18 protein-coding genes are annotated in these 23,528 nt (G+C 65.3%); 13 read left to right on the forward strand and 5 right to left on the reverse strand.

The features are described 5' to 3' along the window. The first annotated feature begins 409 nt into the window (after nucleotides 1-409). Nucleotides 410-1,732, forward strand: a complete 1,323-nt coding sequence (locus tag ACODRW_RS03520; protein WP_488905178.1) for an MFS transporter — start codon at nucleotides 410-412, stop codon at nucleotides 1,730-1,732. A 60-nt stretch (nucleotides 1,733-1,792) separates the two neighbouring features. Here ACODRW_RS03520 and hslU read toward each other — a convergent pair whose 3' ends face one another. After that, a complete protein-coding gene (hslU, locus tag ACODRW_RS03525; protein ID WP_107801420.1) occupies nucleotides 1,793-3,136 on the reverse strand; it encodes an ATP-dependent protease ATPase subunit HslU in 1,344 nt (447 codons plus the stop codon). Between the two features lie 56 nt (nucleotides 3,137-3,192). Beyond that, nucleotides 3,193-3,768, reverse strand: coding sequence for an ATP-dependent protease subunit HslV (gene hslV, locus ACODRW_RS03530; RefSeq protein WP_107801419.1), 576 nt, complete (start codon nucleotides 3,766-3,768; stop codon nucleotides 3,193-3,195). 225 nt (nucleotides 3,769-3,993) lie between these two features. Here hslV and ACODRW_RS03535 point away from each other — a divergent pair, with 225 nt between their 5' ends. The 8 genes from ACODRW_RS03535 to ACODRW_RS03570 all read left to right on the forward strand — a co-directional run bounded on the left by ACODRW_RS03535 (nucleotide 3,994) and on the right by ACODRW_RS03570 (nucleotide 13,638). Next, nucleotides 3,994-4,701, forward strand: coding sequence for an energy transducer TonB (locus ACODRW_RS03535; RefSeq protein ID WP_107801418.1), 708 nt, complete (start codon nucleotides 3,994-3,996; stop codon nucleotides 4,699-4,701). Beyond that, nucleotides 4,698-5,375, forward strand: a complete 678-nt coding sequence (locus ACODRW_RS03540) for a MotA/TolQ/ExbB proton channel family protein (protein ID WP_107801417.1) — start codon at nucleotides 4,698-4,700, stop codon at nucleotides 5,373-5,375. The genes ACODRW_RS03535 and ACODRW_RS03540 overlap by 4 nt, the downstream gene beginning before the upstream one ends. Beyond that, nucleotides 5,362-5,772, forward strand: a complete 411-nt coding sequence (locus tag ACODRW_RS03545) for an ExbD/TolR family protein (RefSeq protein ID WP_488905179.1) — start codon at nucleotides 5,362-5,364, stop codon at nucleotides 5,770-5,772. Before ACODRW_RS03540 ends, ACODRW_RS03545 begins: the two co-directional genes overlap by 14 nt. A 499-nt stretch (nucleotides 5,773-6,271) precedes the next feature. Further along, entirely contained in the window at nucleotides 6,272-8,464 is a 2,193-nt protein-coding gene (locus tag ACODRW_RS03550) for a TonB-dependent receptor (protein ID WP_488905180.1), read from the forward strand. A 202-nt stretch (nucleotides 8,465-8,666) separates the two neighbouring features. Continuing rightward, nucleotides 8,667-9,347 carry a Fe2+-dependent dioxygenase gene (locus tag ACODRW_RS03555; protein WP_107801415.1) on the forward strand — a complete coding sequence of 227 codons (681 nt, stop codon included), beginning with the start codon at nucleotides 8,667-8,669 and terminating at the stop codon, nucleotides 9,345-9,347. Between the two features lie 212 nt (nucleotides 9,348-9,559). Beyond that, on the forward strand, nucleotides 9,560-11,401 hold the full coding sequence (locus ACODRW_RS03560; protein ID WP_488905181.1) for a DUF3857 domain-containing transglutaminase family protein: 1,842 nt from the start codon (nucleotides 9,560-9,562) through the stop codon (nucleotides 11,399-11,401). Between the two features lie 249 nt (nucleotides 11,402-11,650). Beyond that, the gene (locus ACODRW_RS03565) at nucleotides 11,651-12,208 is read left to right on the forward strand and encodes a PAS domain-containing protein (protein ID WP_107801413.1); all 558 of its coding nucleotides are present in this window, start codon (nucleotides 11,651-11,653) and stop codon (nucleotides 12,206-12,208) included. Further along, a complete protein-coding gene (locus tag ACODRW_RS03570) occupies nucleotides 12,205-13,638 on the forward strand; it encodes a methyl-accepting chemotaxis protein (RefSeq protein ID WP_107801412.1) in 1,434 nt (477 codons plus the stop codon). Before ACODRW_RS03565 ends, ACODRW_RS03570 begins: the two co-directional genes overlap by 4 nt. Nucleotides 13,639-14,120: 482 nt before the next feature. Here ACODRW_RS03570 and ACODRW_RS03575 read toward each other — a convergent pair whose 3' ends face one another. Both ACODRW_RS03575 and entS read right to left on the reverse strand, forming a co-directional pair. Continuing rightward, nucleotides 14,121-14,570, reverse strand: a complete 450-nt coding sequence (locus ACODRW_RS03575) for a hypothetical protein (RefSeq protein ID WP_488905182.1) — start codon at nucleotides 14,568-14,570, stop codon at nucleotides 14,121-14,123. Between the two features lie 925 nt (nucleotides 14,571-15,495). Further along, nucleotides 15,496-16,776, reverse strand: coding sequence for an enterobactin transporter EntS (gene entS / locus ACODRW_RS03580; RefSeq protein ID WP_253314799.1), 1,281 nt, complete (start codon nucleotides 16,774-16,776; stop codon nucleotides 15,496-15,498). A gap of 164 nt (nucleotides 16,777-16,940) precedes the next feature. Between entS and fepD the strand changes: the two genes are divergently transcribed. From fepD to ACODRW_RS03595, 3 genes are read left to right on the forward strand one after another with little or no spacing between them, the layout of a single operon-like run. Then, nucleotides 16,941-17,978, forward strand: a complete 1,038-nt coding sequence (gene fepD / locus ACODRW_RS03585) for a Fe(3+)-siderophore ABC transporter permease (RefSeq protein ID WP_253314798.1) — start codon at nucleotides 16,941-16,943, stop codon at nucleotides 17,976-17,978. Then, on the forward strand, nucleotides 17,975-19,018 hold the full coding sequence (gene fepG, locus ACODRW_RS03590; protein WP_488905183.1) for an iron-enterobactin ABC transporter permease: 1,044 nt from the start codon (nucleotides 17,975-17,977) through the stop codon (nucleotides 19,016-19,018). The genes fepD and fepG overlap by 4 nt, the downstream gene beginning before the upstream one ends. After that, nucleotides 19,015-19,845: an ABC transporter ATP-binding protein gene (locus ACODRW_RS03595; RefSeq protein WP_227106000.1), complete on the forward strand. Its 831-nt coding sequence runs from the start codon at nucleotides 19,015-19,017 to the stop codon at nucleotides 19,843-19,845. The genes fepG and ACODRW_RS03595 overlap by 4 nt, the downstream gene beginning before the upstream one ends. A gap of 29 nt (nucleotides 19,846-19,874) precedes the next feature. Here the strand turns inward: ACODRW_RS03595 and fes are convergent, their stop codons facing one another. Then, entirely contained in the window at nucleotides 19,875-21,212 is a 1,338-nt protein-coding gene (fes, locus tag ACODRW_RS03600) for an enterochelin esterase (protein ID WP_488905184.1), read from the reverse strand. A gap of 240 nt (nucleotides 21,213-21,452) precedes the next feature. Between fes and ACODRW_RS03605 the strand changes: the two genes are divergently transcribed. Next, a complete protein-coding gene (locus ACODRW_RS03605) occupies nucleotides 21,453-23,492 on the forward strand; it encodes a TonB-dependent receptor (protein WP_488905185.1) in 2,040 nt (679 codons plus the stop codon). Nucleotides 23,493-23,528 lie beyond the last annotated feature (36 nt).

Consider the following 23,528-nt stretch of genomic DNA (forward strand, 5'->3'; position numbering starts at 1 on the left):
CATCGACCGAGCACTTACACCTATCGGTTATTCGTTCTGTTAAAGATCGGTGCAGATCGCTGCGTTTCGTTTCCGCCGCTGCGTTGTCTGCTGAGGAGGTGAAATATACGTTACAGCCCTCGCTCCGTCAACACCTATTTTGAAAAAAGAGAGGGTTTTTAAGATATCAACACCTAAGTCAATGATTTAAATGGATATCATCCATAAAGAATTTTACAAGAACTTTTGGGCAAGCCGGAAAAAAAGGCTTCCCAGCTTGTTGTCGTCGGCAGATAAGCTGCGAAAGCGGGCATATTTTCCCCAGTTTTTCCGAAAAACCCGCTTTCCGGCAAATTATTCGGCGCAGACTTTATGCCTTAGTCATTAATTGTTAAGCTAAGCGCATCCCCACCGCCCAGGAGCCCTCCTCATGCAGCAAACCTTGCGTCAACGATTGGAGGGCCTACCCGCGCCGTTTTACGCCTTGATGCTAAGCGACGTGCTGAGCGGGCTGGCGATGGGCGCCGGTTACGTCGCCATCAGCTGGTGGGTGGTGCAATCCGGCGGCGCGCGCGATATGGCGTGGTTCGGCTCGATCACCGCGCTGGTGATGTTGCTGTCGCTGCCGCTGACCGCGCCCTTGGGCGACCGCCTGCCCAAGAACCGGCTGATAGGCGGCGGCATGCTGTTGGCGATGTTGAGCGCCCTGCTGTTGGCGCTGATGGCGGCCATGGGCTGGTATCGCATCGGCTGGGTGATTGCGGTGGAGTCGCTGGCCATGCTGGCCTGGTCCATCGTGCTGCCGTCCATGCTGAGCATCGCCGCCGAGATGGTGCCGGCGGCCAGACTGGGCGATGCGCTGTCCTTGCAGAAAAGCTCGCAGTCGGCGGGCAATCTGATCGGCCCGGTCTTGGGCGGCGGCCTGATGGCGGCGACCTCGCCCACCCTGACCCTGCTGGCCTATGCCTTCTTGCTGGTGGTGGCCGCCGCGGCTTCCTTATATGTGCGCGTGCCGCCGCGCGCGGCAGGCGCCGTCCGCAGCCCCTGGCTGGAAGATATCCGCAGCGGCTTGTACGCGCGCTGGCGCATTCCGCTGGAACGCTATTGGACCTTGGCGGTATTCATCACCCTGGTGGCCTTCATGCCGCTGGTGACCACCCTGCTGCCGGTCAAGCTGCATGCGCTGGGTTTGTCCGCCGCCTGGCTGGGCGGTTGCGAGGCGGCGATCAGCGCCGGCATGCTGCTGGGTTCGCTATGGTTCACCCATGTGCTGCTGCGCCGCTTCAGCCGTTACCAAGCGCGCACCCTCGGCATGCTGGTCTGCGGCATATTGATGCTGGTGGTGGCGCTCAGCGACAACCCTTGGCTGATCCTGACCTGTTTCGCGGTGATGGGGCTGATGTTCGCGCTGAACCAGCTGATCGGCCAGACCCACCGCACGCTGGCGGTGCCGGAGAATTACCGCGCGCGCTTTTCCGCCATCAATGTGATGCTGGTGAAGATAGGCTCGATGCTGGGGCCGGCGCTGGCCGGAGCGCTGCTGCATGTGCTGCCGCTGGACCGGGTTTATCTGATCTTCGCGTTGCTGCATTTGGCCACCGTGCTGCCCATGCTGCTGTTGCCGGGCTTGAAGGCTTTCCTGGAGCTGGACCACGAGGAGGTGAAGGATTGGTATTGGCAGCATCACCCGGAGGCGTTCCGCGATTTGGCGGCCGTGCCAGCCGCCGCCAAGCCGGCCTGTGAGACGCGCTGAGGCGGATGCAAAAACGGCGGCCATCGGCCGCCGTTCGCGTTTCTATATATAAGGAGTAGATCAGAGCACGTAACGCGCCAGATCTTCGCGCTCGGCTACTTGTTCCAGCTTGCTGTCGACATAGGCGGCATCGATCTCGCAGCGGCCGGCCTTGGCGTCGAACGCCACTTCTTCCAGCAGCTTTTCCATCACGGTGTAGAGACGGCGCGCGCCGATGTTCTCGGTTTTCTCGTTGACCCGCCAGGCGATCTCGGCCAAGCGCTGGATGCCGGATTCGGCAAACTCCAGTTCCACGCCCTCGGTGGCCATCAACGCCTGGTACTGACGGGTCAGGCAGGCGTTGGTGCTGGTGAGGATGGCCTTGAAGTCGTCCACGGTCAGCGAGGAGAGTTCAACGCGGATGGGCAGACGGCCTTGCAGTTCAGGGATCAGGTCCGACGGCTTGGACAGCTGGAAGGCCCCGGAGGCGATGAACAGGATGTGGTCGGTCTTGACCATGCCGTACTTGGTGGACACGGTGGTGCCTTCCACCAGCGGCAGCAGGTCGCGCTGCACGCCGGCGCGCGAGACGTCGGCGCCGCCCTGGCCTTCGCTGCGGCTGGTGACCTTGTCGATCTCGTCCAGGAACACGATGCCGTTCTGCTCGACGTTCTTCAGCGCTTCAGCGCGCAGTTCCTCGTCGTTGACCAGCTTGGCGGCTTCCTCGTCGATCAACTGCTTGCGCGCCTCCGTCACCTTCATCTTGGCCGTCTGTTTCTTGCCGGAGCCCATGCCCTGGAACATGCCTTGCAGCTGGCTGGCGAAATCTTCCATCCCCGGCGGGGCCATCACATTCATCTGCGCCGCCGGCGCGGCGATTTCGATTTCGATCTCTTTATCGTCCAGCGCGCCTTCGCGCAGCATCTTGCGGAATTTCTGGCGGGTGGCGCCGTCTTCCGGCTTGGCCTCGGCTTCCGGCTCGCCGCCGAAGAAACCGGCCTGCTGACGCGGGCGCGGCAGCAGCACGTCCAGGATGCGGTCTTCCGCCGCGTCTTCCGCGCGCGGGCGGTTGCGCTTGATGGCGGCGTCGCGGGTGTCCTTGATCGCCACTTCCACCAGGTCGCGGATGATGGTGTCCACATCGCGGCCGACATAGCCCACCTCGGTGAACTTGGTGGCTTCTATCTTGATGAAGGGCGCGCCGGACAACTTGGCCAGGCGGCGGGCGATCTCGGTCTTGCCCACACCGGTGGGGCCTATCATCAGGATGTTCTTGGGGGTGATTTCGCTGCGCAGCGGCTCGGCCACCTGCTGACGGCGCCAGCGGTTGCGCAAGGCCACCGCCACCGCGCGCTTGGCGGCGTTCTGGCCGATGATGTGTTGGTCCAGCTCGTGGACGATTTCCTGCGGGGTCATTTGCGTCATGACGTTCTCCAGCCGGAAGCGGCGCTCCCGGCGATTTGATTCTTGAATCGGGCGGCTCAGTTGGCTGCCGGCTCTTTGCCTTCCGGCTCTTCGGCGTCGTCCAGCAGCTCGATCACATGGTTGTGGTTGGTGTAGATGCAGATGTCGCCGGCGATCTCCAGCGATTTCTTCACCACCACTTCCGGCGCCAGATCGGTGTTTTCAAACAGCGCGCGCGCCGCGGACTGGGCGTAGGCGCCGCCGGAGCCGATGGCGGCAATGCCTTGCTCCGGCTCCAGCACGTCGCCGTTGCCGGTGATGATCAGGGTGCTGTTCTTGTCGGCGACGATCAGCATCGCCTCCAGCCGGCGCAGCATGCGGTCGGTGCGCCAGTCCTTGGCCAGTTCCACCGCCGACACCAGCAGATTGCCCTGATGTTTTTGCAGCTTGGCTTCAAAACGCTCGATCAGGGTGAAGGCGTCGGCGGTGCCGCCGGCAAAGCCCGCCAGCACCTTGCCGCCGTGCAGCTTGCGCACCTTGCGCGCCGAGGCCTTGATCACGATGTTGCCCAGGGTGACCTGGCCATCCCCGCCCAGCGCCACGCGATTGCCGCGGCGAATGGACACGATGGTGGTTCCGTCGAACTGTTGCATGTTTTGTATTCCAATAATGTCGCCACCGGCACTCCGCCGTGGCCAATGCTGCAAAATATGCAGGCAAAACCATGGATTGCAAGCGCCGGGCCGCTCCGGCGCGCCGGCGGACGCGACGCTTGGCAAAATCCTTTTCCCGTCATTTATTTACCCATATCAATGACGTGAGGATATACGCGTTTTCCAGCTTGGATAATGAGAATAGTTTGTATTATCATCACCGTCATGAACCAGCGAATTCTTCAATACTCGGCGCTCTCCAGCACCGTGGGCCTGCATGCCCTGGTCTTCGTGCTGATGGGCGGCGCAGTGGCGATGCAGGCGCCGATCACGCTGCCGCGCGTCGCCAGCATGGAAATGATCAGCCTGGCCGCGCCCAGCAAGGCCGCCGCGCCGGCTGCGCCCAAGCAGCAGCCCAAGCCCGAGAAAAAGCCGACGCCGCAGGTCAAGCCCACCCCGACGCCGAAGCCGACTCCGGTCAAACCCAAGGTAATGGCCACGCCCACGCCGGCCGCGCCCAGCGCCAAGGCCATCAGCGTGCCCACCGCCGCCCCCGCGGCGGAAAGCAAGCCCAGCGCGGCCACCAGCTCCGCCGAAGGCGGCAGCTCGCGCGGCCAGTCCGCCGACGCCAAGCCCTCGATCACCGAGCCGATGTACCGGGGCGGCTATCTGAACAATCCCAAGCCGGCCTACCCGGCGCTGTCCATCGAGGAGGGCGAAACCGGCACCGTGCAGCTGCGGGTGCACGTATCCGCCCAAGGCCAGCCGCTGGACGTGGCGCTGGCCAACACCAGCGGCTTCCCGCGCTTGGACCGCGCCGCCCTGGCGGCGGTGAAGAAATGGACCTTCACCCCGGCCAAACGCGGCAATGAAGCCATCGCCTACACCTTTATCGTTCCCGTTGAATTTTCTTTGAAGTCTGCCAAATCATGAATCTAATGACTGTATTCCAACAAGGGGACGCCGTGCTGGTCGCGGTGTTCATGATCCTGGTCCTGATGTCGGTGCTGACCTGGTACCTGATCCTGGTTCGCGGCGTCAGCACCTGGCATATCCGCCGCGCCAACAAGCAGGCCGAGGCCGCGCTGTGGGACGCCCCCAACTGGAAACAGGCGGAAACCCAGCTGCAGGATTCCCGCGCGCCCTTCGCCAACCTCACCCGCCAGGGCCTGGCCGCGCTGCGCCACTACCGCAGCCAGGCTGAGCGCCCGCTGGGCCAGAGCTGCGATCTGGACGAATTCCTGACCCGCGCCATCCGCAAGGGCCTGGCCCAGGAAAACGGCAAGCAGGAAACCGGGATGACCGTGCTGGCCTCGGTGGGCTCCACCGCGCCCTTCATCGGCTTGTTCGGCACGGTATGGGGCATTTACCACGCGCTGGTGAACATCGGCGCGGCCGGCCAGGTCACCATCGCCGCGGTGGCCGGCCCCATCGGCGAGGCCCTGGTGGCCACCGCCGCCGGCCTGGCCGCCGCCATCCCCGCGGTGCTGGCCTACAACGCCCTGACCCGCATGCAGCGCATCATGGCTCAGGACATGGACTACTTCGCCCACGATCTGCACGCCCAGTTGCTGACTCAGTCCGGAGAGATCGATGGCCTTCGGTAGTTTCGACAAGGGCGGCTCCGCCCCGATGGCCGACATCAACACCACCCCGCTGGTGGATGTGATGTTGGTGCTGCTGGTGGTGTTCATCATCACCACCCCGCTGCTGACCAATACTGTCAAGCTGGATCTGCCGCAGGCCAGCGCCGCCGCGCAGCAGAGCCAGCCCAAGGAAATCCGCCTGGCCATAGACGCCGCCGGTGCGGTGTTCTGGAACGACGTCAAAGTGCCGGAAAGCGAGCTGGACGCCCGTTTCGCCGCCGCCGCCCGCGACAACCCGCAAGTGGAGCTGCACTTGTTCGCCGACAAGAGCGTGCGTTACGAAACCGTGGCCAAAACCCTGGCCAGCGCCCAACAAGGCGGCATCAGCAAGATCGGCTTCGCCACCGAAGCGCCGTAAAGACCGCCTGCGAGCAGGCCGGCGCCCGCCGGCCGCTCGCGCAGAGCCGTCACGCAAGCCCACGCCATTGGTTTGCTTGAGGACTCTGCCAGCCGGCCCCTAAGAACGTGTTTACGATCTCGCGAGCTAAGGCGAGACAAGGCGAAAATGGCTGAGAAAGCGGAATGTACGCGTGATACATGAGCATTTCGAAACCGTTTTTAACGCTGTGTCGCCGACGCGCAGCAGATCGTAAACAGGTTCTAAGAGCCTGAGCCGCAGTAGACGCGAGATCCGCGTCCCATACCCGCCAGCGCGCAGCCGCTTATCCAGCCGCTATTTCGCGCCGGTTCCTCATCCCTCTCCACCCACTCCACGGACTGCCGCCGCGCAGACCAGGAGGGCCTTCGTCCGCTCCTTGCCCGGACCAGGCCGGAGAAGCGCGCAGTCAGGCAAAGAAGAGCAGAGCCGGCCTTAGCCGGCCGGCGATTATAACGACACAAACAAAATGAGAACCCTGATGGAACATCTGCCCACCCCAAGCCGCGGCAGCGGCATCGTCGCGCGCAAGTTGCCCGCGAAAATCGGCGCCGGCATGCTCGCCGCCGCCCTCTCCCCCGGACTGGCCCTGGCCGCCGACGCGCCCACCAAACTGGAAACCGTGCGCGTGGAAGGCGAAACGCCGGTGCGCGGCAGCCTGAAGACCGAATCCAGCGCCATCGGCAAGCTGAACCAGAAGCTGAAGGACATCCCGCAATCGGTCACCGTGCTCAGCAAGCAATTGCTGGAAGACCAGGCCGTCTCCAATTTGAAGGACGCGCTGCGCAACGTGCCCGGCATCACCTTCGCCGCCGGCGAAGGCGGCCGCACCGGCGACCAGGTGGTGATCCGCGGTTTTTCCGCCTTCACCGACACCTATCTGGACGGCATGCGCGACATCGGCCAGTACAACCGCGACACCTTCAACCTGGAAAAAGTGGAAGTGCTGAAGGGCGCCAGCTCCATGCTGTTTGGCCGCGGCTCCACCGGCGGCGTGGTCAACCAGGCCAGCAAGACGCCGTTCGCCGGCTCTCTGGTGGCGGGTGAAATGAGCGTCGGCAGCAATCGCTTCGCTCGCTCCACCTTCGACATCAACCAGGCGTTCAGCGACAGCGCCGCGATGCGCGTCAACCTGATGGCCACCGACGACGGCAGCGACCGCGGCCCGGTGAAGAACCAGCGCTTCGGCGTCGCGCCGTCCCTGGCCTTCGGCCTGGGCGAACCCACCACCCTGGTGCTGTCCTACTTCCACCAGAAGGAAGACAATGTTCCGGACTACGGCATCCCGTTCAACGCCAACACCCAGCAGCCCATCGACGTGCCGCGCGACCGCTTCTACGGCCTGAACAGCGACTTCGAGAAAACCCAGACCGACATCCTCACCGCCAAGCTCACCCACCGCTTCAGCGACGACTTGGTGCTGAGCAACCAATTGCGTTTCAACCGCTTCTGGCGCGATGTCTCGCCGACCGCGCCGCGCATCCCGGGCATCACCCCCAGCAACCCGGTCACGGACAGCTCTCGCATCAATCGAAGCAAACCCATGCGCGACGGCATCGATTGGTCATGGAACAACCAGACCGATCTGGTCAGCAAGTTCGATACCGGCAGCGTGCGCCATACGCTATTGACCGGCTTGGAGCTGAGCAAAGAGAAATCCGACACCAGCCGTTACGCCTTGCTCAACACCCCGCCGAGCACCACGGTAGGCGCGCCGGATCCCGGCGTGCCCGTCGACCTCAGCCGCTACCGCAGCAGCAACACCCAGTTCGACGCCAGCAATATCGGCCTGTACGCGATGGACACGCTGGAGCTGAACCCGCAATGGAAGGCCGTGGTGGGCGCCCGCTTCGACCGTTTCAGCGGCGACTACAAGATCCGCGCCGGTAATCGTGACAGCTCCGTCAGCCAGGACCCCAGCCGCAGCTACGACGTCAGCCGCACCGACAATGTGTGGAGCTGGCGCGGCGGCCTGATCTGGCAGCCCAGCAGCGCCCAGTCCTACTATCTGAGCTACGGCACCTCGTTCAACCCCTCGGGCGAGGCCTACGCGCTGGACAAGGCCACCGCCAAAGTGGATCCGGAAAAAAACCGCAACATTGAACTGGGTGCCAAGTGGGATCTGTTCGACGGCGACGCCAGCCTGCGCGCGGCGCTGTTCCGCATCGAGAAGACCAACGAACGAAATACGGATGCCAACGACCCCAATACCGTGCTGCTGTCCGGCAAGCGCCACACCGACGGCGTGGAAGTGGAAGGCGCCGGGCGCTTGACCGAGCGTTGGGATGTCTTCGCCGGCCTCACCCTTATGAAATCCCGCATCGACAAGGCCGCGCCGCCGGCCTTGGGCGCCTCCGGCACCGAAGGCAATATGCCGCGTTACACGCCCAAGGTCACCGCCAACCTGTGGACCACCTACAAGTTCACCGAAGAAGTGATCGGCGGTTTCGGCCTGACCCATGTGGGCAAGCGCTACGCGCATGAAGCCAACACCAACTACCTGCCGGCCTACACCGTGGCCAACGCGATGCTGGCTTACGAGACCCGCAAGTACAAGGTGCAGCTGAATGTGAACAACCTGGCCAACAAGACCTACTTCGACGGCGGCTACCCGGCGCACGCCACGCTGGGCACCCCGCGCGAAGCGCAACTGACGGTCAGCTTCAAGTACTAAGCAGGTGATTACGATCTCGCGAGCCAGAACGAGACCAGGCGCAAACGGCTGAGAAAGCGGCCTGCGCCGATGGCGCATGTGCGCTTCGAAGCCGGCTGCTCATCGCACAATGTCCCTACCGGCGCGCAGTAGATCGTAAACCGCTTGCAAGCCGGCTCCGGCCCCCGGTTCGCCGGGGGCTTGGCCCCATTACGGAGACCCCATGTTATTGCACATCCCCGCGGTGCTGAGCGCCGAAGAACTGGCGCTGGGCCGCGAACTGCTGGCCCGCGCCGACTGGGCGGACGGCCGCATCACCGCCGGCAGCCAGTCCGCCCAGGTCAAACGCAATCTGCAGCTGCCGCAGCAACTGCCGGAAGCCCAACAACTGCAGGCCATGGTGGAAGGCGCGCTGCAGCGCAACGGCCTGTTTTTCTCCGCCGCGCTGCCGGCAAAAATCTTCCCGCCGCTGTTCAACTGCTACCAGGCCGGCATGGACTTCGGCAACCACGTGGACAACGCCGTGCGCCGCCACCCCTTCGACAACGGCTGGGTGCGCACCGACGTGTCCTGCACCCTGTTCTTCAGCCGCCCGGACGAATACGAAGGCGGCGAACTGGTGATTGAAGACACTTACGGCAGCCATAGCGTCAAGCTGGACGCCGGCGACATGGTGCTCTATCCGTCCACCAGCCTGCACCGGGTGGAACCGGTCACCGCCGGCGCGCGGCTGGCTTCCTTCTTCTGGGTGCAAAGCATGATCGGCGACGACGGCAAGCGCCGGCTGCTGTTCGACATGGACGCGGCGATCTCCAGCCTGCGCCAGCAATTGGGCGACAACGAAGCCCTGGTGGCGCTGACCGCCAACTACCATAACCTGCTGCGGATGTGGGCCGCGCCGTGAACGCCCGTTGACCATCCGCCAGCTTGTCCCGCACTTGCGCGCGGGATCGCGGACAAGCTCAACAGCGACACAAAAAGCACACACATTCGCAAGCGCTAATATGCGAACATGGAACGCTTAATCCCATCCGGCGGCGCGGACGCCGGATGCGCGTTTTCTCCGCCCTCGCGCCGTATAATCATCACCGCAACATCACACTTTTCGATTCCACTATGCGTACACTCACTCTCGGGCTGGCCGCCGGCCTCTACAGCAGCTTCAGCGCCGCCGCGCTGCAACCGGTCAGCGAAGCGCCGCTGGCGGTCAAAACCGCCGTCAGCTGCCAGCACAATAAAGACAACAGCCTGGACTGCGTCACCAGCAAGCAATTCACCATCCTGCACCCCTCCGGCCGCGAACAGCTGTCCCGCATCGACTTCACCTACCCGGCCGAAGACCGCCTGCGGGTGGAGCAGGCCGAAGTGATCCAGCCCAACGGCAAAGTGATCAAACTGGGCAAATCCCAGATCGAAACCCGCGCCGCGCCCAATCCGGACGCCGGCGTCAGCCGCGACATGCAAACCTGGATGGCCTTCCCGGAATTGTCGGTGGGCAGCACAGTGTCCTACCGCATCAAGACCCACAGCGTGGCGCAGCCCTTGGTGCGCCAGCTGCGCTACCAACTGGACCTGGGCCCGCAAAAAGCGCGCGAAGACAGCTTCAACTTCGACATCCAGTCCATGCGTCCGCTGATCTGGCGCGGCATGATGCTGGACGATTACGCGGTGGACGCCAGCGCGGACCGCAAACGCGTCAAGGTCTCGCTGCGCCGGCCGCGCTACCTCAACTACATCAACGAGTGGAACAACAGCGCGCTGCGCGAATGGCCGCAGTTGGTGATCGCCACCTCGGACCAGCCGCAAGACCACTTCGGCGCTCACGCCCGCCGTTACAACGAAATCCTGGCCGCGCCGCTGCCGCCGGCCGCCGCCGCCGTGGTGGCCGCCAACCAGGGCAAGCCGGCCGCGGAGCAGGCGGCCGCCTTCATGCAGCACATCAACCGCAACTACCGCTACCTCAACGACACCCGTCTGGCGGAACGCGGCCTGGTGCCGTTCACGCTGGCGGAAATCGAAAAGCACGGCTACGGCGACTGCAAAGACCTCTCCACCCTGCTGACCGCCATGCTGCGCCGCTCCGGCGTCGCCGCCGAGCCGGCGCTGATCTACCGCGGCAAGTTCGCCCCGCCGCTGCTGCTGCCCGGCATCGGCGCGCCCAACCACATGATCGTCCGCGCCGACATCGCCGGACAGACCTGGTGGCTGGACCCGACCAACCCCTTCTTCCAGCCCGGCCGCATCATGTCTGACCTGCAAGACCGCTGGGCCTTCATCATCGGCAAGGACGGCGTGGTCAGCCAGACCCAGGTGCCGATGGAGCCGGCGCGCACCGATCTGAACATCAAGCGCGAAAACGCGCTGCAAGCCGACGGCAGCGCCGACGTCCGCGCCGATATCGAACTGGGCAACTCCACGCTGATCGACACCATTCTGCAAGACCGTTACCAGGGCGTCAGCGCCACCGACCAAAGCCTGTGCAACCGGCTGAGCAATCAACCGGAAGGCTGCAAGGTCCAGCGCGACAAGACCTCCTTCATGGTGCCGTCCGTCTACCCGTTGCGCATGAGCGTGCGCGACCCGCGCATGCTGGAGAAGATCTCCGGCCTGTTTCTCTACGACTCCCACTTCAAGGGCGTGTGGGACAGCTTCGACAGCTACAAGCGCAACGGCAACCTGGCCGACGTCTACCTGGGCGACGCCAGCGCCATGCAGTCCGACGTGCTGCTCAAGGGCGCCAAGGCCATCCAGCCGGCCTTCGAGTGCAAGGTCAGCTCCCCCTGGTACGAGGTGAACGCCAAGCAGCAGCAAACCCCGGCCGGCATCCGCGTCCAGTACCGGATCAGCAATAAGGTGCGCTGGCTCAGCCACGCCGAGATCAACAGCCCGGAATTCGCCAAGCTGATAGACGATGCCCGCGCCTGCGTGTCCCAGATCCGCCAGATCGTCAAACTCTGAAAACCGCTTCCATGCCAGCGGCGCGCCCCAAGATGTTGAACCGGCTCTGACGCCCTGCCCACCCGCGCCGCAAAGGATGCCGAAGGCATCCTTTTGTTTTTGTAAGAACTGGATTATTAAGAAGTAATTTAAGCAGCACCCTGTCAAGCATGGGCAGTACAAATAAATAAACGCTTGCCCCTACTGGGCCAGTGGCCGAAAATGAACATTTAGAGGTTATGCAATCGACAAATAAGAGAGAAACAGACCATGACGCACCCCGCCGCCGGCCCGGCCAGCAAGGAAATCCGGCTCGCTCCTCATGAACTGATCATCACCAAGACCGACCCCACCGGCCACATCACCTACGCCAACCGCGTGTTCATGCGCATCGCCGGCTACGCCGAGCACGAACTGCTGGGCAAACCGCATAATCTGATCCGCCATCCCGACATGCCGCGCGGCGCCTACCGGCTGATGTGGAAAACCCTGCAACAGGGCCAGGAATTCTTCGCGGTGGTGAAAAACCACAGCAAAAACGGCGACTACTACTGGGTGCTGGCCAACGTCACCCCGGACTACGATCTGCGCGGCCAACTGCAAGGCTATTACTCCGTGCGCCGGCCGCCCAGCCAGGAAGCGATCAAGGCCATAGAACCCGTCTACGCCCAGATGCGCCAGATCGAAGCCAGCCACAACAAGGCCACCGCGCCTGACGCCTCCGTGGCCTGGCTGCTGCAAGTGCTGGCGGAAAAAGGCGTCAGCTATCAGGACTTCATCCTGTCCCTCAACGCCCAGGTGCTGCAAGCGCCGGGAGTCGCCGCATGAACCACGACAAAAAACCGCCCTTCCTGCGCACCCAGCTGGGCTGGTGCATCATCAGCTTCAACCTGCTGGTCGCCTTCTCGCTGCTGGACGGCTTCCTGTTCCCGGAAATCGTCGGCCACATCGTGGACGCGCTGCTGCTGGCCGTCTCCATCGCCCTGTCCCTGCTGCTGTGGCGCCACAGCGGCCGCATCTTCGGCCTGCTCAACACCCTGCACGAACAACTGGGCTACGCCAGCTCCGGCGAACTACACCACCGCGCCACCGGCACCCGCAACCTGGGCGAAGTGGGCAAGCTCGCCTGGCAGCTCAACGATTTCCTCGACCTGATCGAAACCTATTTCAAGGAAATCAACACCTGCTTCAAGGCCATCAGCGCCGGCGACTACAGCCGCCGCCCGCTGAGCCAGGGCCTGCCGGGCATCCTGGCCAGCTCGCTGGGCAGCGTCAACCACGCCATCCAGACCATGGCCGACAACGACGGCTACATCCGCCGCAACCGCCTGTCCTCCCAGCTGGCCGCGCTCAACAACCCGCATTTGCGCAAGGACCTGGCCAGCAATCAGAGCGATCTGGAAGACATCAGCCAGGCCATGGCCGACGTGGCCGCCATCACCCAGGACACCGCCGACGGCGCGCGCGTCAGCCTGGAAACCGCCCAGCACCTGTCCGGCCACCTGGACACCATCGCCGACAGCGTCAGCAGCATGGACACCGCCAGCACCGCGCTGGCCCAGGAATGGCAGGGCATAGAAACCTCGCTGGCCGACATCTCCGCCATCGCCGACCAAACCAATCTGCTGGCGCTGAACGCCGCCATTGAAGCCGCCCGCGCCGGCGAAACCGGCCGCGGCTTCGCCGTGGTGGCCGATGAAGTGCGCAAGCTGGCCGAACGCAGCAAGAGCACCGCCAACAATGTGCAGGACGTGCTGGAAAACCTGTCGCTGCGCATCGGCAATATGCAGACCCAGGCCAGCGCCGCCGGCAATGTGGCCAGCCAGGTCAAGGACTCGGTGGAAACCTTCCGCCAGCGCTTCAGCAGCCAGGTGGAGCAGTCGCAGCAGGTAATGGCGCAGGTGAACCGCGTGCACGACAAATCCCAGCTCAGCCTGCAAAAGGTGGGCCACGTGATCTTCAAGCAGACCGCCTATCACTCGATAGAGGAGGCCAAGCCGCTGGAGCAGGGCAGCGAGCTGCAAGGCTGGCTGCAACTGCAAGGCCAGCAGTCTTTTGGCCAGACCCGCTCCTGGAGCGAGCTGGCAGCCACCGAGCAGCAGGCCAGCCAGCACATCGGCGCCGCGCTGGCGGTGTTTGGCCAGGAAGGCCCGCTGGACGAGCAGGAGATCGTCGAGCGGATGCAGAAGCTGGAGCAGGACAGCGGCCGCATCCTGCGCTATCTGGACAAGCTGGGCGAGGAGAAGCACGGCCAGTAAGCCGCGCGACAGTGTCTGCCACATCGGCAAGACGGCATTGGAGCCTCGGCGGACATTCAAGCAAGCAGGAATCAAGCGGGGCCGCTTTGGGCTGCTCCGCTTTTTTGCGTGCGCCGGCTCGGCGGCAAACGGTGTCGGTGGGTATCGTCTAGCGGCTCCACCCACCCTACAAGACCATCCGCCGTAGGGTGAGTGGGACGCAGCGATACCCACGCGGAAACGCGATGGAATCGATGCTTGGGTCTTGGCGGCGGGCTTTGGTGGGTATCGCCTATCGGCTCCTCCCACCCTACAAATACCCCCGACCAAACCATCCGCCGTAGGGTGGGCTGAGCGCGGCGATGCCCACGCGGCAACGCGATGGGACCGATGCTTGGACCTTGGCGGCGGGGTTTGGTGGGTATCGCCTTTCGGCTCCTCCCACCCTACAAGACCGTTCACCGTAGGGTGGGTGGAGCGCAGCGATACCCACCGCAAGACGCTTAGCGGTTTCGCAGGCGGATGCGGCGGAAGCGCGCTTCCAGGCTGAAACGCTGTCCCAGCGCCAGGTAGATCTGGTGTTGGCTATCGACATGGCGGTAAACCCGGACCCGGTCGGCGCCCAGCAGCATCATGATTTCCAGATAGTTGAAGAAACCCATCCACTGGCCGCGGCCGGCGCGGTCGTCAAAATCGATGTCGCGCGCCACGCGGCTGAGCAGACCTTTACCGACGTATTCCCGGTTGTCCTTCAGCCATTGCAGCAGGTGGGCCGCGCATTCGCGGCCATAGGCGTGGTTGGCGAGGAGATCCTTGCTGGGCGTGGGCATTTGCCAGTAATGCGGGTAGGTGCGGCCGGGGCAGAAGCGGACGAAGGGGAGCAGTGCGCTCTGTTGTTCCAGGGCGTTCAGTTTGTAGCGGCGGCGCGGGGGAAAGTTTTGAGGCTGTTGCATGGTGTTTCTCCTGCTGTGACACAAGATAAACCACCTGCCGAGAGAAGCGGAGGTATTAGGCAGGCGCGTGGCAGGATTGGCGTACCGGATGAATCCCAGACCGGTGAGTGCATGGCACTCTCCCACCATGCGCCTGCCAAATGGCGCGGCCATGGTAAAGCAGCCTACGCAGTGGTGCGTAGGCCTGTTAGTTGGGATTCATAACGGGACGCCAATCCCGTGTGCCGCGTGTGGGCGGCAACGGGGGGATTGTTGCCGAGGGGGCGCTTGGGGTCAAGGTGGGGTGGTTGCTTTGCTTGAGCGTTGCTTACTTGTTGAGTGATCTGGTTTTGAATCCGCTGCGCGGATGATGATTTTGGTGCCGCTTTCCGCGCTAACCGAGCGAGGCAAGCGTAGCGTCGCGAGGGGACACCTGGGCGCTACACGAGGTGGTCTTTTTTGAATGAAGAGGGGTGGTTTAGCGAAGCGGGGCATTTCTGTGGATAACTTGGCTCCATTGCTCTTGTCTGTGGATAAGCCTAGCTCCCTAAAAGAAAGCATGTATCCGACGCGCCCCAGGTCCCTTCAAGCCTGCCGACGGGTGGCAGGCCCGAGGTCTTAAGCGGCTGCTTGTTCGAGCAGCGCGACGTTAGCGCGCTGCGAGTTCAGCCGCGCCTCGGGACTGACGGGAACCGGCGGGAAACCGTAGGCCAGGCTTGCAGGGCGGCCTTTGGGGTGAAGGGGAATTTGGCCGCGCAAATTCCCCTTCCTGCCCGCCGGGCAGCCCCGGCAATGAAAATCATCATCCGCGTAGCGGATTCAAAACCCTCATTTCACCTACAGATGGCTTACCTCTCCTACGCCCCCACAACAAATGTAAAAAGGGCGAAAACCCCAACCGAGGTTTCCGCCCTGCGACAACATCCGTTCTAACAAACCCTTGGCGCTAGGACCCCGCGCCCTGCCGCGCCGGCTCCCCGGCCGCCTCCGCCTCGGCGGCCGCGCCGCCGGCCAGACGCCGCAAAGACCCAAAAGCCCCGCACATCGCCAGGCTGGCCGCCGCGGCCGCCGCGCCGAACCAGCCCACCGCCGTCAACGGCGCCAAAGCCCGCGCCAACGCGCCCAGCCCCAAAGCGCCCAGACCGTCGCCCACCACATCCTGCGCGTTCCACAGGCTGTTCACCCGGCCCAGCAAATGATCCGGCGTATTGCCCTGCACCAAGGTGAACTGCAACAAGGACGCGATGGAGCCGAAATAACCCAGCAAGGCCAAGGCCAGCAGGCCGTAAGCCAGATGATGGACCAGGCCCAAGGACGCGATGCTCAGCGACGAAGCCAGCACGCAGCTCAACATCACCGCGCCGGGGCGGCTCAAACCGCCCACCCAACCGCTGGTGAACGCGCCTATCATCGCGCCCAAGGGCACCGCCGAATACATCAGGCCCACCTCGAAAGCGCCGCCGCCGTAACCGTCCTCCGCCAGCGAGGGATACAACACCCGCACCGCGCTGAGCAGGGTTTGCAATGTGCCCACCGCCACCACCGCGCCCACCACCTTGTTCTGCCACAGGAACTGAAAACCCTCCAACAAGGAACGCAGCGGATGCGCCGGCTCCCCGCCCTGCGGCTTCAAGGACGGCAAACGCGTCAGCGGGATCAGGGTGGCCAGCGTGCCGACGCCGGCCAGCAGATAGTTCCAGTTGACCCCGACGGCGGCGATGATCAAGCCGCCCAACAAGGGCGACAGCACGCCGCCGATGCGCATGGTCAGCATGCTCAGCGCGCCGGCGGCCGGCAGGTTTTCACGGCCGACCAGCACCGGGATGGACGCCATCAGCGAGGTGATGCCGATGCCGCTGAAAAAACCGTCCCAGGCCGACACCACGTAGAGCGCCAGCACCGAGGGATTGGTCATGAAGCCGTTGAGCGCCAGCGCCAGAAAGCCCAGACCGCACAGCGAGCGGCCCAGCAGGATCAGCCGGCGGCGGTCCATGCGGTCCGCCAGCACGCCGCCGCACATCAGGCCGGCGAACATGCCGACGCCGTCCAGCGCCATCGCCGCGCCCACTTGCAGCGTGGAGCCGGTGAGCTGATGGATTTGCACCGGCACCGCCACCATCAGGATGCCGAAGGCGAACACCGAGATCATGCGGGCGATGAAGATGGAGCGGAAATGCGGGTTGAGCCTGAGCAGGCTGAAATCAACGAAGATAGGCGACTTTTTCATGACAAAGTTTTATCTCGACAGGGGTGGAGGCCGCTTGGCATGCGCCGGCGCGCCCGGCGGACGGCGTGGTTTGCTTCCCGCGCGCGCCCGGCAAGATGGTGTTCCGTTATGGATGCCGCATGGTAACATCAGCAGTCTGTATTAGGAATCATTTGCATTTGATCATGTCAATCCGTCCCGCCTCGGCCCTGCCCGCGCCCACGGCGCCGCCAAGCCGCCGCCTGACTCTGTTGCTGTGCTGCCTGGCCGCGCTGGCGGCCATTGCCCTGTTAAGCCTGATGCTGGGCGCCAAATCGATTCCGGCCTCCGTCGTATGGCGCAGCCTGCTGCACGGCGGCGGCGATCCGGACAGCGTGATCGTACTGCAAGGCCGCTTGCCCCGCACCCTGCTGGGCCTGCTGGCCGGCGCGGCGCTGGGCCTGTCCGGCGCGCTGATCCAGGCGCTGTCGCGCAATCCGCTGGCGGACCCCGGCGTGCTGGGCGTCAACGCCGGCGCCAGCTTCGCCATGGTGCTGGGCGTGGCGGCCTGGGGCGTGGACAGCCAGCTGGGCTATCTGGGCTGCGCCGCCGCCGGAGCGCTGGGCGCCACCTTGCTGGTGTACGCGGTGGGCGCGCGCGGGCGCCGCATGGACCCGCTGCGCTTCGTACTGGCCGGCGTGGCCGTCAGCGCGGTGCTGATGGGCTTGTCCACCGCCATCACCCTGCTGGACCCGCTGGCCTTCAATCAGCTGCGCTACTGGAACGCCGGCACGCTGGACGTGCGCAGCATGACCCCGGTGGCGCTGGTGGCTCCGGTCATCGCCGCCGGCGGCCTGCTGGCGCTGCTGCTGGCGCGGCCCTTGAACACTTTGGGCATGGGCAGCGATCTGGCGGTGAGCCTGGGCGGCCGGCCGCTGCTGATCCAGGCCGGCGCGGTGCTGGCCATCACCCTGCTGTGCGGCGCCAGCACCGCCGTGGCCGGCCCCATCGCCTTCATCGGCCTGATGATTCCCCATCTGGCCCGCTGGCTGGGCGGCGCCGATCTGCGCTGGACCCTGCCCTTCACCTTACTGCTGGCCCCCATTCTGCTGTTGAGCTCGGACATCGTCGGCCGCCTGCTGACGCCGGGCGAGCTGCGGGTCTCCATCGTCACCGCCTTCATCGGCGCGCCGGCCTTGATCTGGCTGGCGCGCCGCCACGCCGCGCCCGGAGGCCGCTCGTGAAGCCGGCGGTGTTGAGCTGGGGCAGCCTGGACGGCCGCTGCAACGGCCGGCTGGCGCTGGGCGGGCTGTGGACCTGTTTGCTGTTGGCCGCCGCCTGCGCGGCGCTGGCGGCGATGAGCTTGCGCGCCGGCGCCTTGCCCATGAGCCTGGAACAAGTGTGGCAGGCCTTGCAGGGCCAGGGCGGCCGGCTGGAGGTGGCGGTGGTGCAGCAATGGCGGCTGCCGCGGGTATTGATGGCCTTGGTGGTGGGCGCGGCGCTGGGCATGAGCGGCGCGATTTTCCAGTCCTTGATCCGCAACCCGCTGGGCAGCCCGGACGTGGTGGGCTTCAACACCGGCGCCTATACCGGCGCGCTGGTGGTGATCACCCTGTTCAACGGCGGCCATTTCCAGATCGCCGGCGGCGCGCTGGCCGGCGGCCTGCTGTCCGCCGGCCTGGTGTATCTGCTGGCCTGGCGGCAAGGCGCGCACGGCTTCCGCCTGATCATCGTCGGCATCGCCGTCAGCGCCATGCTGAGCGCGCTCAATCACTGGCTGCTGATCAACGCCAGCCTGGAGGCGGCGATGAGCGCGGCCACCTGGGGGGCGGGCACGCTCAACGGCATGACCTGGAACAAGGGCCTGCCCTCCGCGCTGTGCTGCCTGCTGGCGATGGCGGCGGCGCTGACGCTGCAGCGGCGCATGCGCCTGCTGGAGATGGGCGACGACTGCGCCAGCGCGCTGGGCGTGCCGGCGGAGCGCACCCGGCTGTGGCTGATGGGCCTGGGGGTGGCGCTGATCGCTTCCGCCACCGCCGCGGCCGGGCCGATTTCCTTCATCGCGCTGGCCGCGCCGCAAATCGCGCTGCGCCTGCGCCGCACCCAGGCCACCAGCCCGCTGACCGCGGCCTGGACCGGCGCGCTCTTGCTGCTGGCCGCGGATTACGGCGCCCAGCAGTTCTTCTATCCTCGTCAGCTGCCGGTGGGCGTCGTCACCATCTGCATTGGCGGCCTGTATCTGCTGTGGCTGTTGCTGCGTCAAACCGGAGCCCGAAAACCGTGACTTCCCTGAATTTGAAACTGGACGCCGCGCCGGCGGCCGGCGCGGACCTGCCGCGGCTGCGCGGCGAGCGCCTGCGGCTGGGCTACCGCCAGCGCACCATTTGCGAGCAGTTGGACGTGCGGATCCCCGACGGCTCCTTCAGCGTGATCATCGGCCCCAACGGCTGCGGCAAATCCACCTTGCTGCGCAGCCTGAGCCGGCTGTTGAAGCCGCTGTCCGGCCAGGTGTGCCTGGACGGCCGCGACATCCACAGTTTCCCGGCCAAGACGGTGGCGCGGCAGCTGGGCTTGCTGCCGCAAAGCGCGGTGGCGCCGGACGGCATCGCCGTGGCGGACCTGGTGGCGCGCGGGCGCTACCCGCATCAGAGCCTGTTGCGGCAATGGAGCCGGGAGGACGAGGAGGCGGTGAGCCTGGCGCTGGCGGCCACCGGCACCGACGCGCTGGCGGACCGGCTGGTGGACGAATTGTCCGGCGGCCAGCGCCAGCGGGTGTGGGTGGCGATGGCGCTGGCGCAGCAAACGCCGCTGCTGCTGCTGGACGAGCCGACCACCTATCTGGACATCGCGCATCAGATCGAGCTGTTGGAGTTGTTCCGCCGCTTGAACCGCGACGGCGGCCGCACGCTGGTGGCGGTGCTGCACGACATCAACCACGCCTGTCGCTACGCCAGCCATCTGATCGCGATGCGCGACGGCCGCATCGTGGCCGAGGGCGCGCCGCGCGACATCGTCACCGCGGATTTGATCGAACAGGTGTTCGGCCTGCGCTGCCTGATCATCGACGATCCGGTCAGCCATACGCCGATGGTGATTCCGCGCGGGGCTTGAGAACCGGAGTTCAGCCCCCTCCCGCCGGCTCAACCTTCCGCCGGCTCCCGCCACAGCCAGGCCAGTCCGTCCAACAGGCCGCCGCGCCAGCACAGCCAGTCGTGGCCGCCTTCGAACGCCTGGTAGCGCACGCAATGGCCGGCGCGCTCCAGCGCCGCGCGCTGGCTGGCGTTGACGTCCAGCATCACTTCTTCGCGGCTGCCCACTTCCTGATAGATCCGCAGCCGTCCCGGCGGCAGTTCGCCGGCCTCCAGTTGTTCCGTCAGCCGGCCGCGGCTGCCGGGCAGCCGTCGTTCGCTGACGGCGCGGGCGCGTTCGTGCAGTTCCACGTAAGGCCACCAGAAGGAGCCGGACTGGCTGAGCACGCAGCCGAAGCGCTCCGGCCAGCGCAGGCCGGCGAACATCGCCGCCAGGCCGCCGTAGCTCTGCCCCGCCACCGCCGTGCGTTCCGGCCGCGCGCTGAACGGCGCGACGCGCTCCGCCTGCGGCAGCAGTTCCTGTTGCAGCGCCAGCCAGAAATCGGCGTTGCAGGGCAGGTCCTGCTCCCGATGCCGGTTGTCGATAACGTCCACCAAGAGATAAACCGCCGGCGGCAGCCGGCCGCGCCGGGTGTCCGCGTCCAGCGCGGCGAACACCGGCATGCGCTCGGCCCAATGCTGGCCGTCCAGCAAAATGGCCAGCGGCCGCTCGCCGCGCTCCTTGGCCGGCAGCGCGCCGGTTTGGTACAGCCAGACCCTGCGCGTCTTGCCCAGCCGCGCGCTGTCCCACTGGATCACGCTCAGCCGCGCCGGGTCCGCGCCCTGGCGGCGCAGATCCCAGGCTTGCCAGGCATGCTGGTCCGGCGCCGCGTCCAGGTGCAGCGCGGACAAGGGCGCGCCCCAGCTGCTGACATAGCCGGCGCGGGGGTTGAGCGGGTCCGCCGCCGCCCGGCTCATGATGTCCAGCCACCATTGGCGGTGGCGCAGCCGGCTGGCGCGCGCGTCGGCGTCCGGCGCCGGCGGAGCCTGCTCGGCGGTGACCGGAATATAGGCGTAGCTGCCGCGCCAGTTGGCCGGCAGCTCGGTCTGCCACCACCAGACGTCGGTGTCGCCCAGCCGCGCCAGCGACTGCGGCTGGGCGCGATGGTGATCGGTGACGGAATTGACGTCCACGTAGACGCGGGCCAGCGGAGAACGGGCGGCGGGTCCGTTGGGGTCCTGCCAGAGGAAGGTCACGCATACGCTGCCGTCCGGCAGGCGTTCGGTGAGCGGCGCGCCCACGGTGGCCAGACGCTCCCACCAGGCCGGCTGGCCCGCCTCGGGGTGTTGCAAGCAAGCCGCACTGCGCGCAGCGTGTTGATTCCACGCCGTTTCTTCCATTGTCTGCATCTTGTTTCCTGGCGTTTTCCGCGGTGCTTGAGCAAGAATGTTCGCACCTTATTTGCATAATGCGAATGAGAAATACTATCATTTGCCCCTGGTGATCGCAACGACCCGCAAGGGCCGTCCGCGCTCCTCGTTCCCCTCGCCGCAGTAGCCAACGATTCCTCGCCAGCCAGACGACGCCGCCGAACTTCAGAAGCGCGCCGATCTCGAGTCACGCACAAAAAAAACAGGAATCGCAGCACGATGGAACACAATCTGAAACGCCTCCCCCTTGCCCTGTCCGTCCGGCTGGCACTGGCCGGCATCGGCGGCCTGACGCTCTCGCACGCGGCGCTGGCGGCGCCCGACGCTCAGGACCAGCAAACCGCGCTGCCCACGGTCACCGTCACCGGTGAAAAACTCAAACGCTCGCTGAAGGACACCAGCACCGCGGTGACGGTGATCCGCGACATGGATCACGGCGGCGACAAATCGGTGTACGACAGCGTGGCCGCCACGCCCAACGCCAGCAGCAACGGCGCCGGCATCGTCAATATCCGCGGCGTGGAAGGCACCGGCCCCGGCACCGGCTACAACACCCTGGTTTCCGGCTCCCGCCCGCGGGTCAGCACCACGGTGGACGGCATGCCGGAAAGCTGGAACGGCCAGCGTTACGTGGACGCCAGCCCCTGGGACGTGGAACAGATAGAAGTGCTGCGCGGCCCGCAGTCCACCACTCAGGGCCGCAACACGCTGGCCGGCGCCGTGGTGATCAACACCAAGGACCCCAGCTTCGATTGGGAGGGCGCGCTGCGCGCCGGCTACGAAAACAAGAACGGCAAGGCCACGCTGGCCGGCATGGTGTCCGGGCCGATCACCGAGGAGCTGGCCTTCCGCATCGCCGCCGAAGGCCTGAACGGCCACAGCTACGTCAATTATCCGGGCGGCAACACGCCGTGGGACCCGTCCGACCTCAAGCACAGCAGCGCGCGCGGCAAACTGCTGTGGAAGCCCGGTGCCCTGCCCGGCTTCAGCGCCAAGCTGACGGTGTCGCACCGCAAGAACAAGGGCGAATACCTGAACTATGTGGACGGCAATTACTTCGATTACCAATACCACCGCCTGTCCACCGAGGCGCGTTATCAGGATTCCTTCAACAACACCGTCAGCACCGATCTGCAATACCAGTTCAACGACGCCTGGAGCGCCCAGTTGCTGCTGGGCCACGCCGACAACGTCAGCGCCTTCGTGGACAGCAGCGATTTCCGCATGCGGCTGGATGAGAAGAGCAATACCGCCGAGGCGCGGCTGAGCTATGCGCCGCAAAACGGCGCGCTCAGCGGCGTGGTGGGCGCGTATTACTACGATAGGGATCAGGACATGAACGCGGCGCCGCGCGTGGCGGCCAAGGACAAGCTGAAAACCCTGGCCGTCTACGGCGAGGCCACGCTGGCGCTGAACGAACGCTGGAGCCTCAATCTGGGCAGCCGCGTGGAGCGGGAGACGCAGCGCCGCAACACCACGCTGCAGCCGGGCATGCCCAAGCAGGCCCGCGCCGACTTCGATATCGGCGAAACGCTGTTCCTGCCCAAGGCCGGCCTCAGCTACAAATACAGCCCGGACACCACGCTGGGCTTCTCGGTGCGCAAAGGCTACAACGCCGGCGGCTCCGGCCTGGACAACAACAACGAGTACTACACCTACAACAAGGAAGAAGTCACCGCCTACGAGGCCAGCAGCCGCTCCAGCTTCCTGGAGCAGCGTCTCAGCCTCAACGTCAACGCCTTCTTCAACCAGTACACCGGCTACCAGGCCATCCTGGGCTCGCGCTTCACCAATATTCCCAAGGGCGAAAGCTACGGCCTGGAGCTGGAAACCAAGGCGCGGGCCACGCCGCGGCTGACGCTGAGCGCCGGCCTGGGCCTGCTGAACACCAAGGTGACTCAGAGCGACGCCGCCAACCCCGGCATCCAGGGCAATCAATTCAACTACGCGCCCCATCTGACGGTGAACCTGGGCTTCAAACAGCGGCTGGACCACGGCCTGTTCGTCGGCGGCAGCCTGAACCGCGTGGGGTCTTACTACTCCGACATCAACAATGAACGCAGCCGCTCCGCCGGCGACTACACCGTGGCCAACCTCAACGCCGGCTACGAAAGCGCCGCCTGGACGGTGCGCGGCTACATCAACAATCTGGGCAACCAGGGCGTGCTGTACGCGCAGCTGCCGGCGCGCGGCAACAATCTGGGCGTGGTCGGCGCGCCGCGCACCGTCGGCCTGACCCTGGATTACCGCTTCTACTGATTCCCTCTTGATAGCCCTTTTGCCCGTCGGCTCGCG

This window comes from Chromobacterium sp. FG89 (assembly GCF_057808735.1).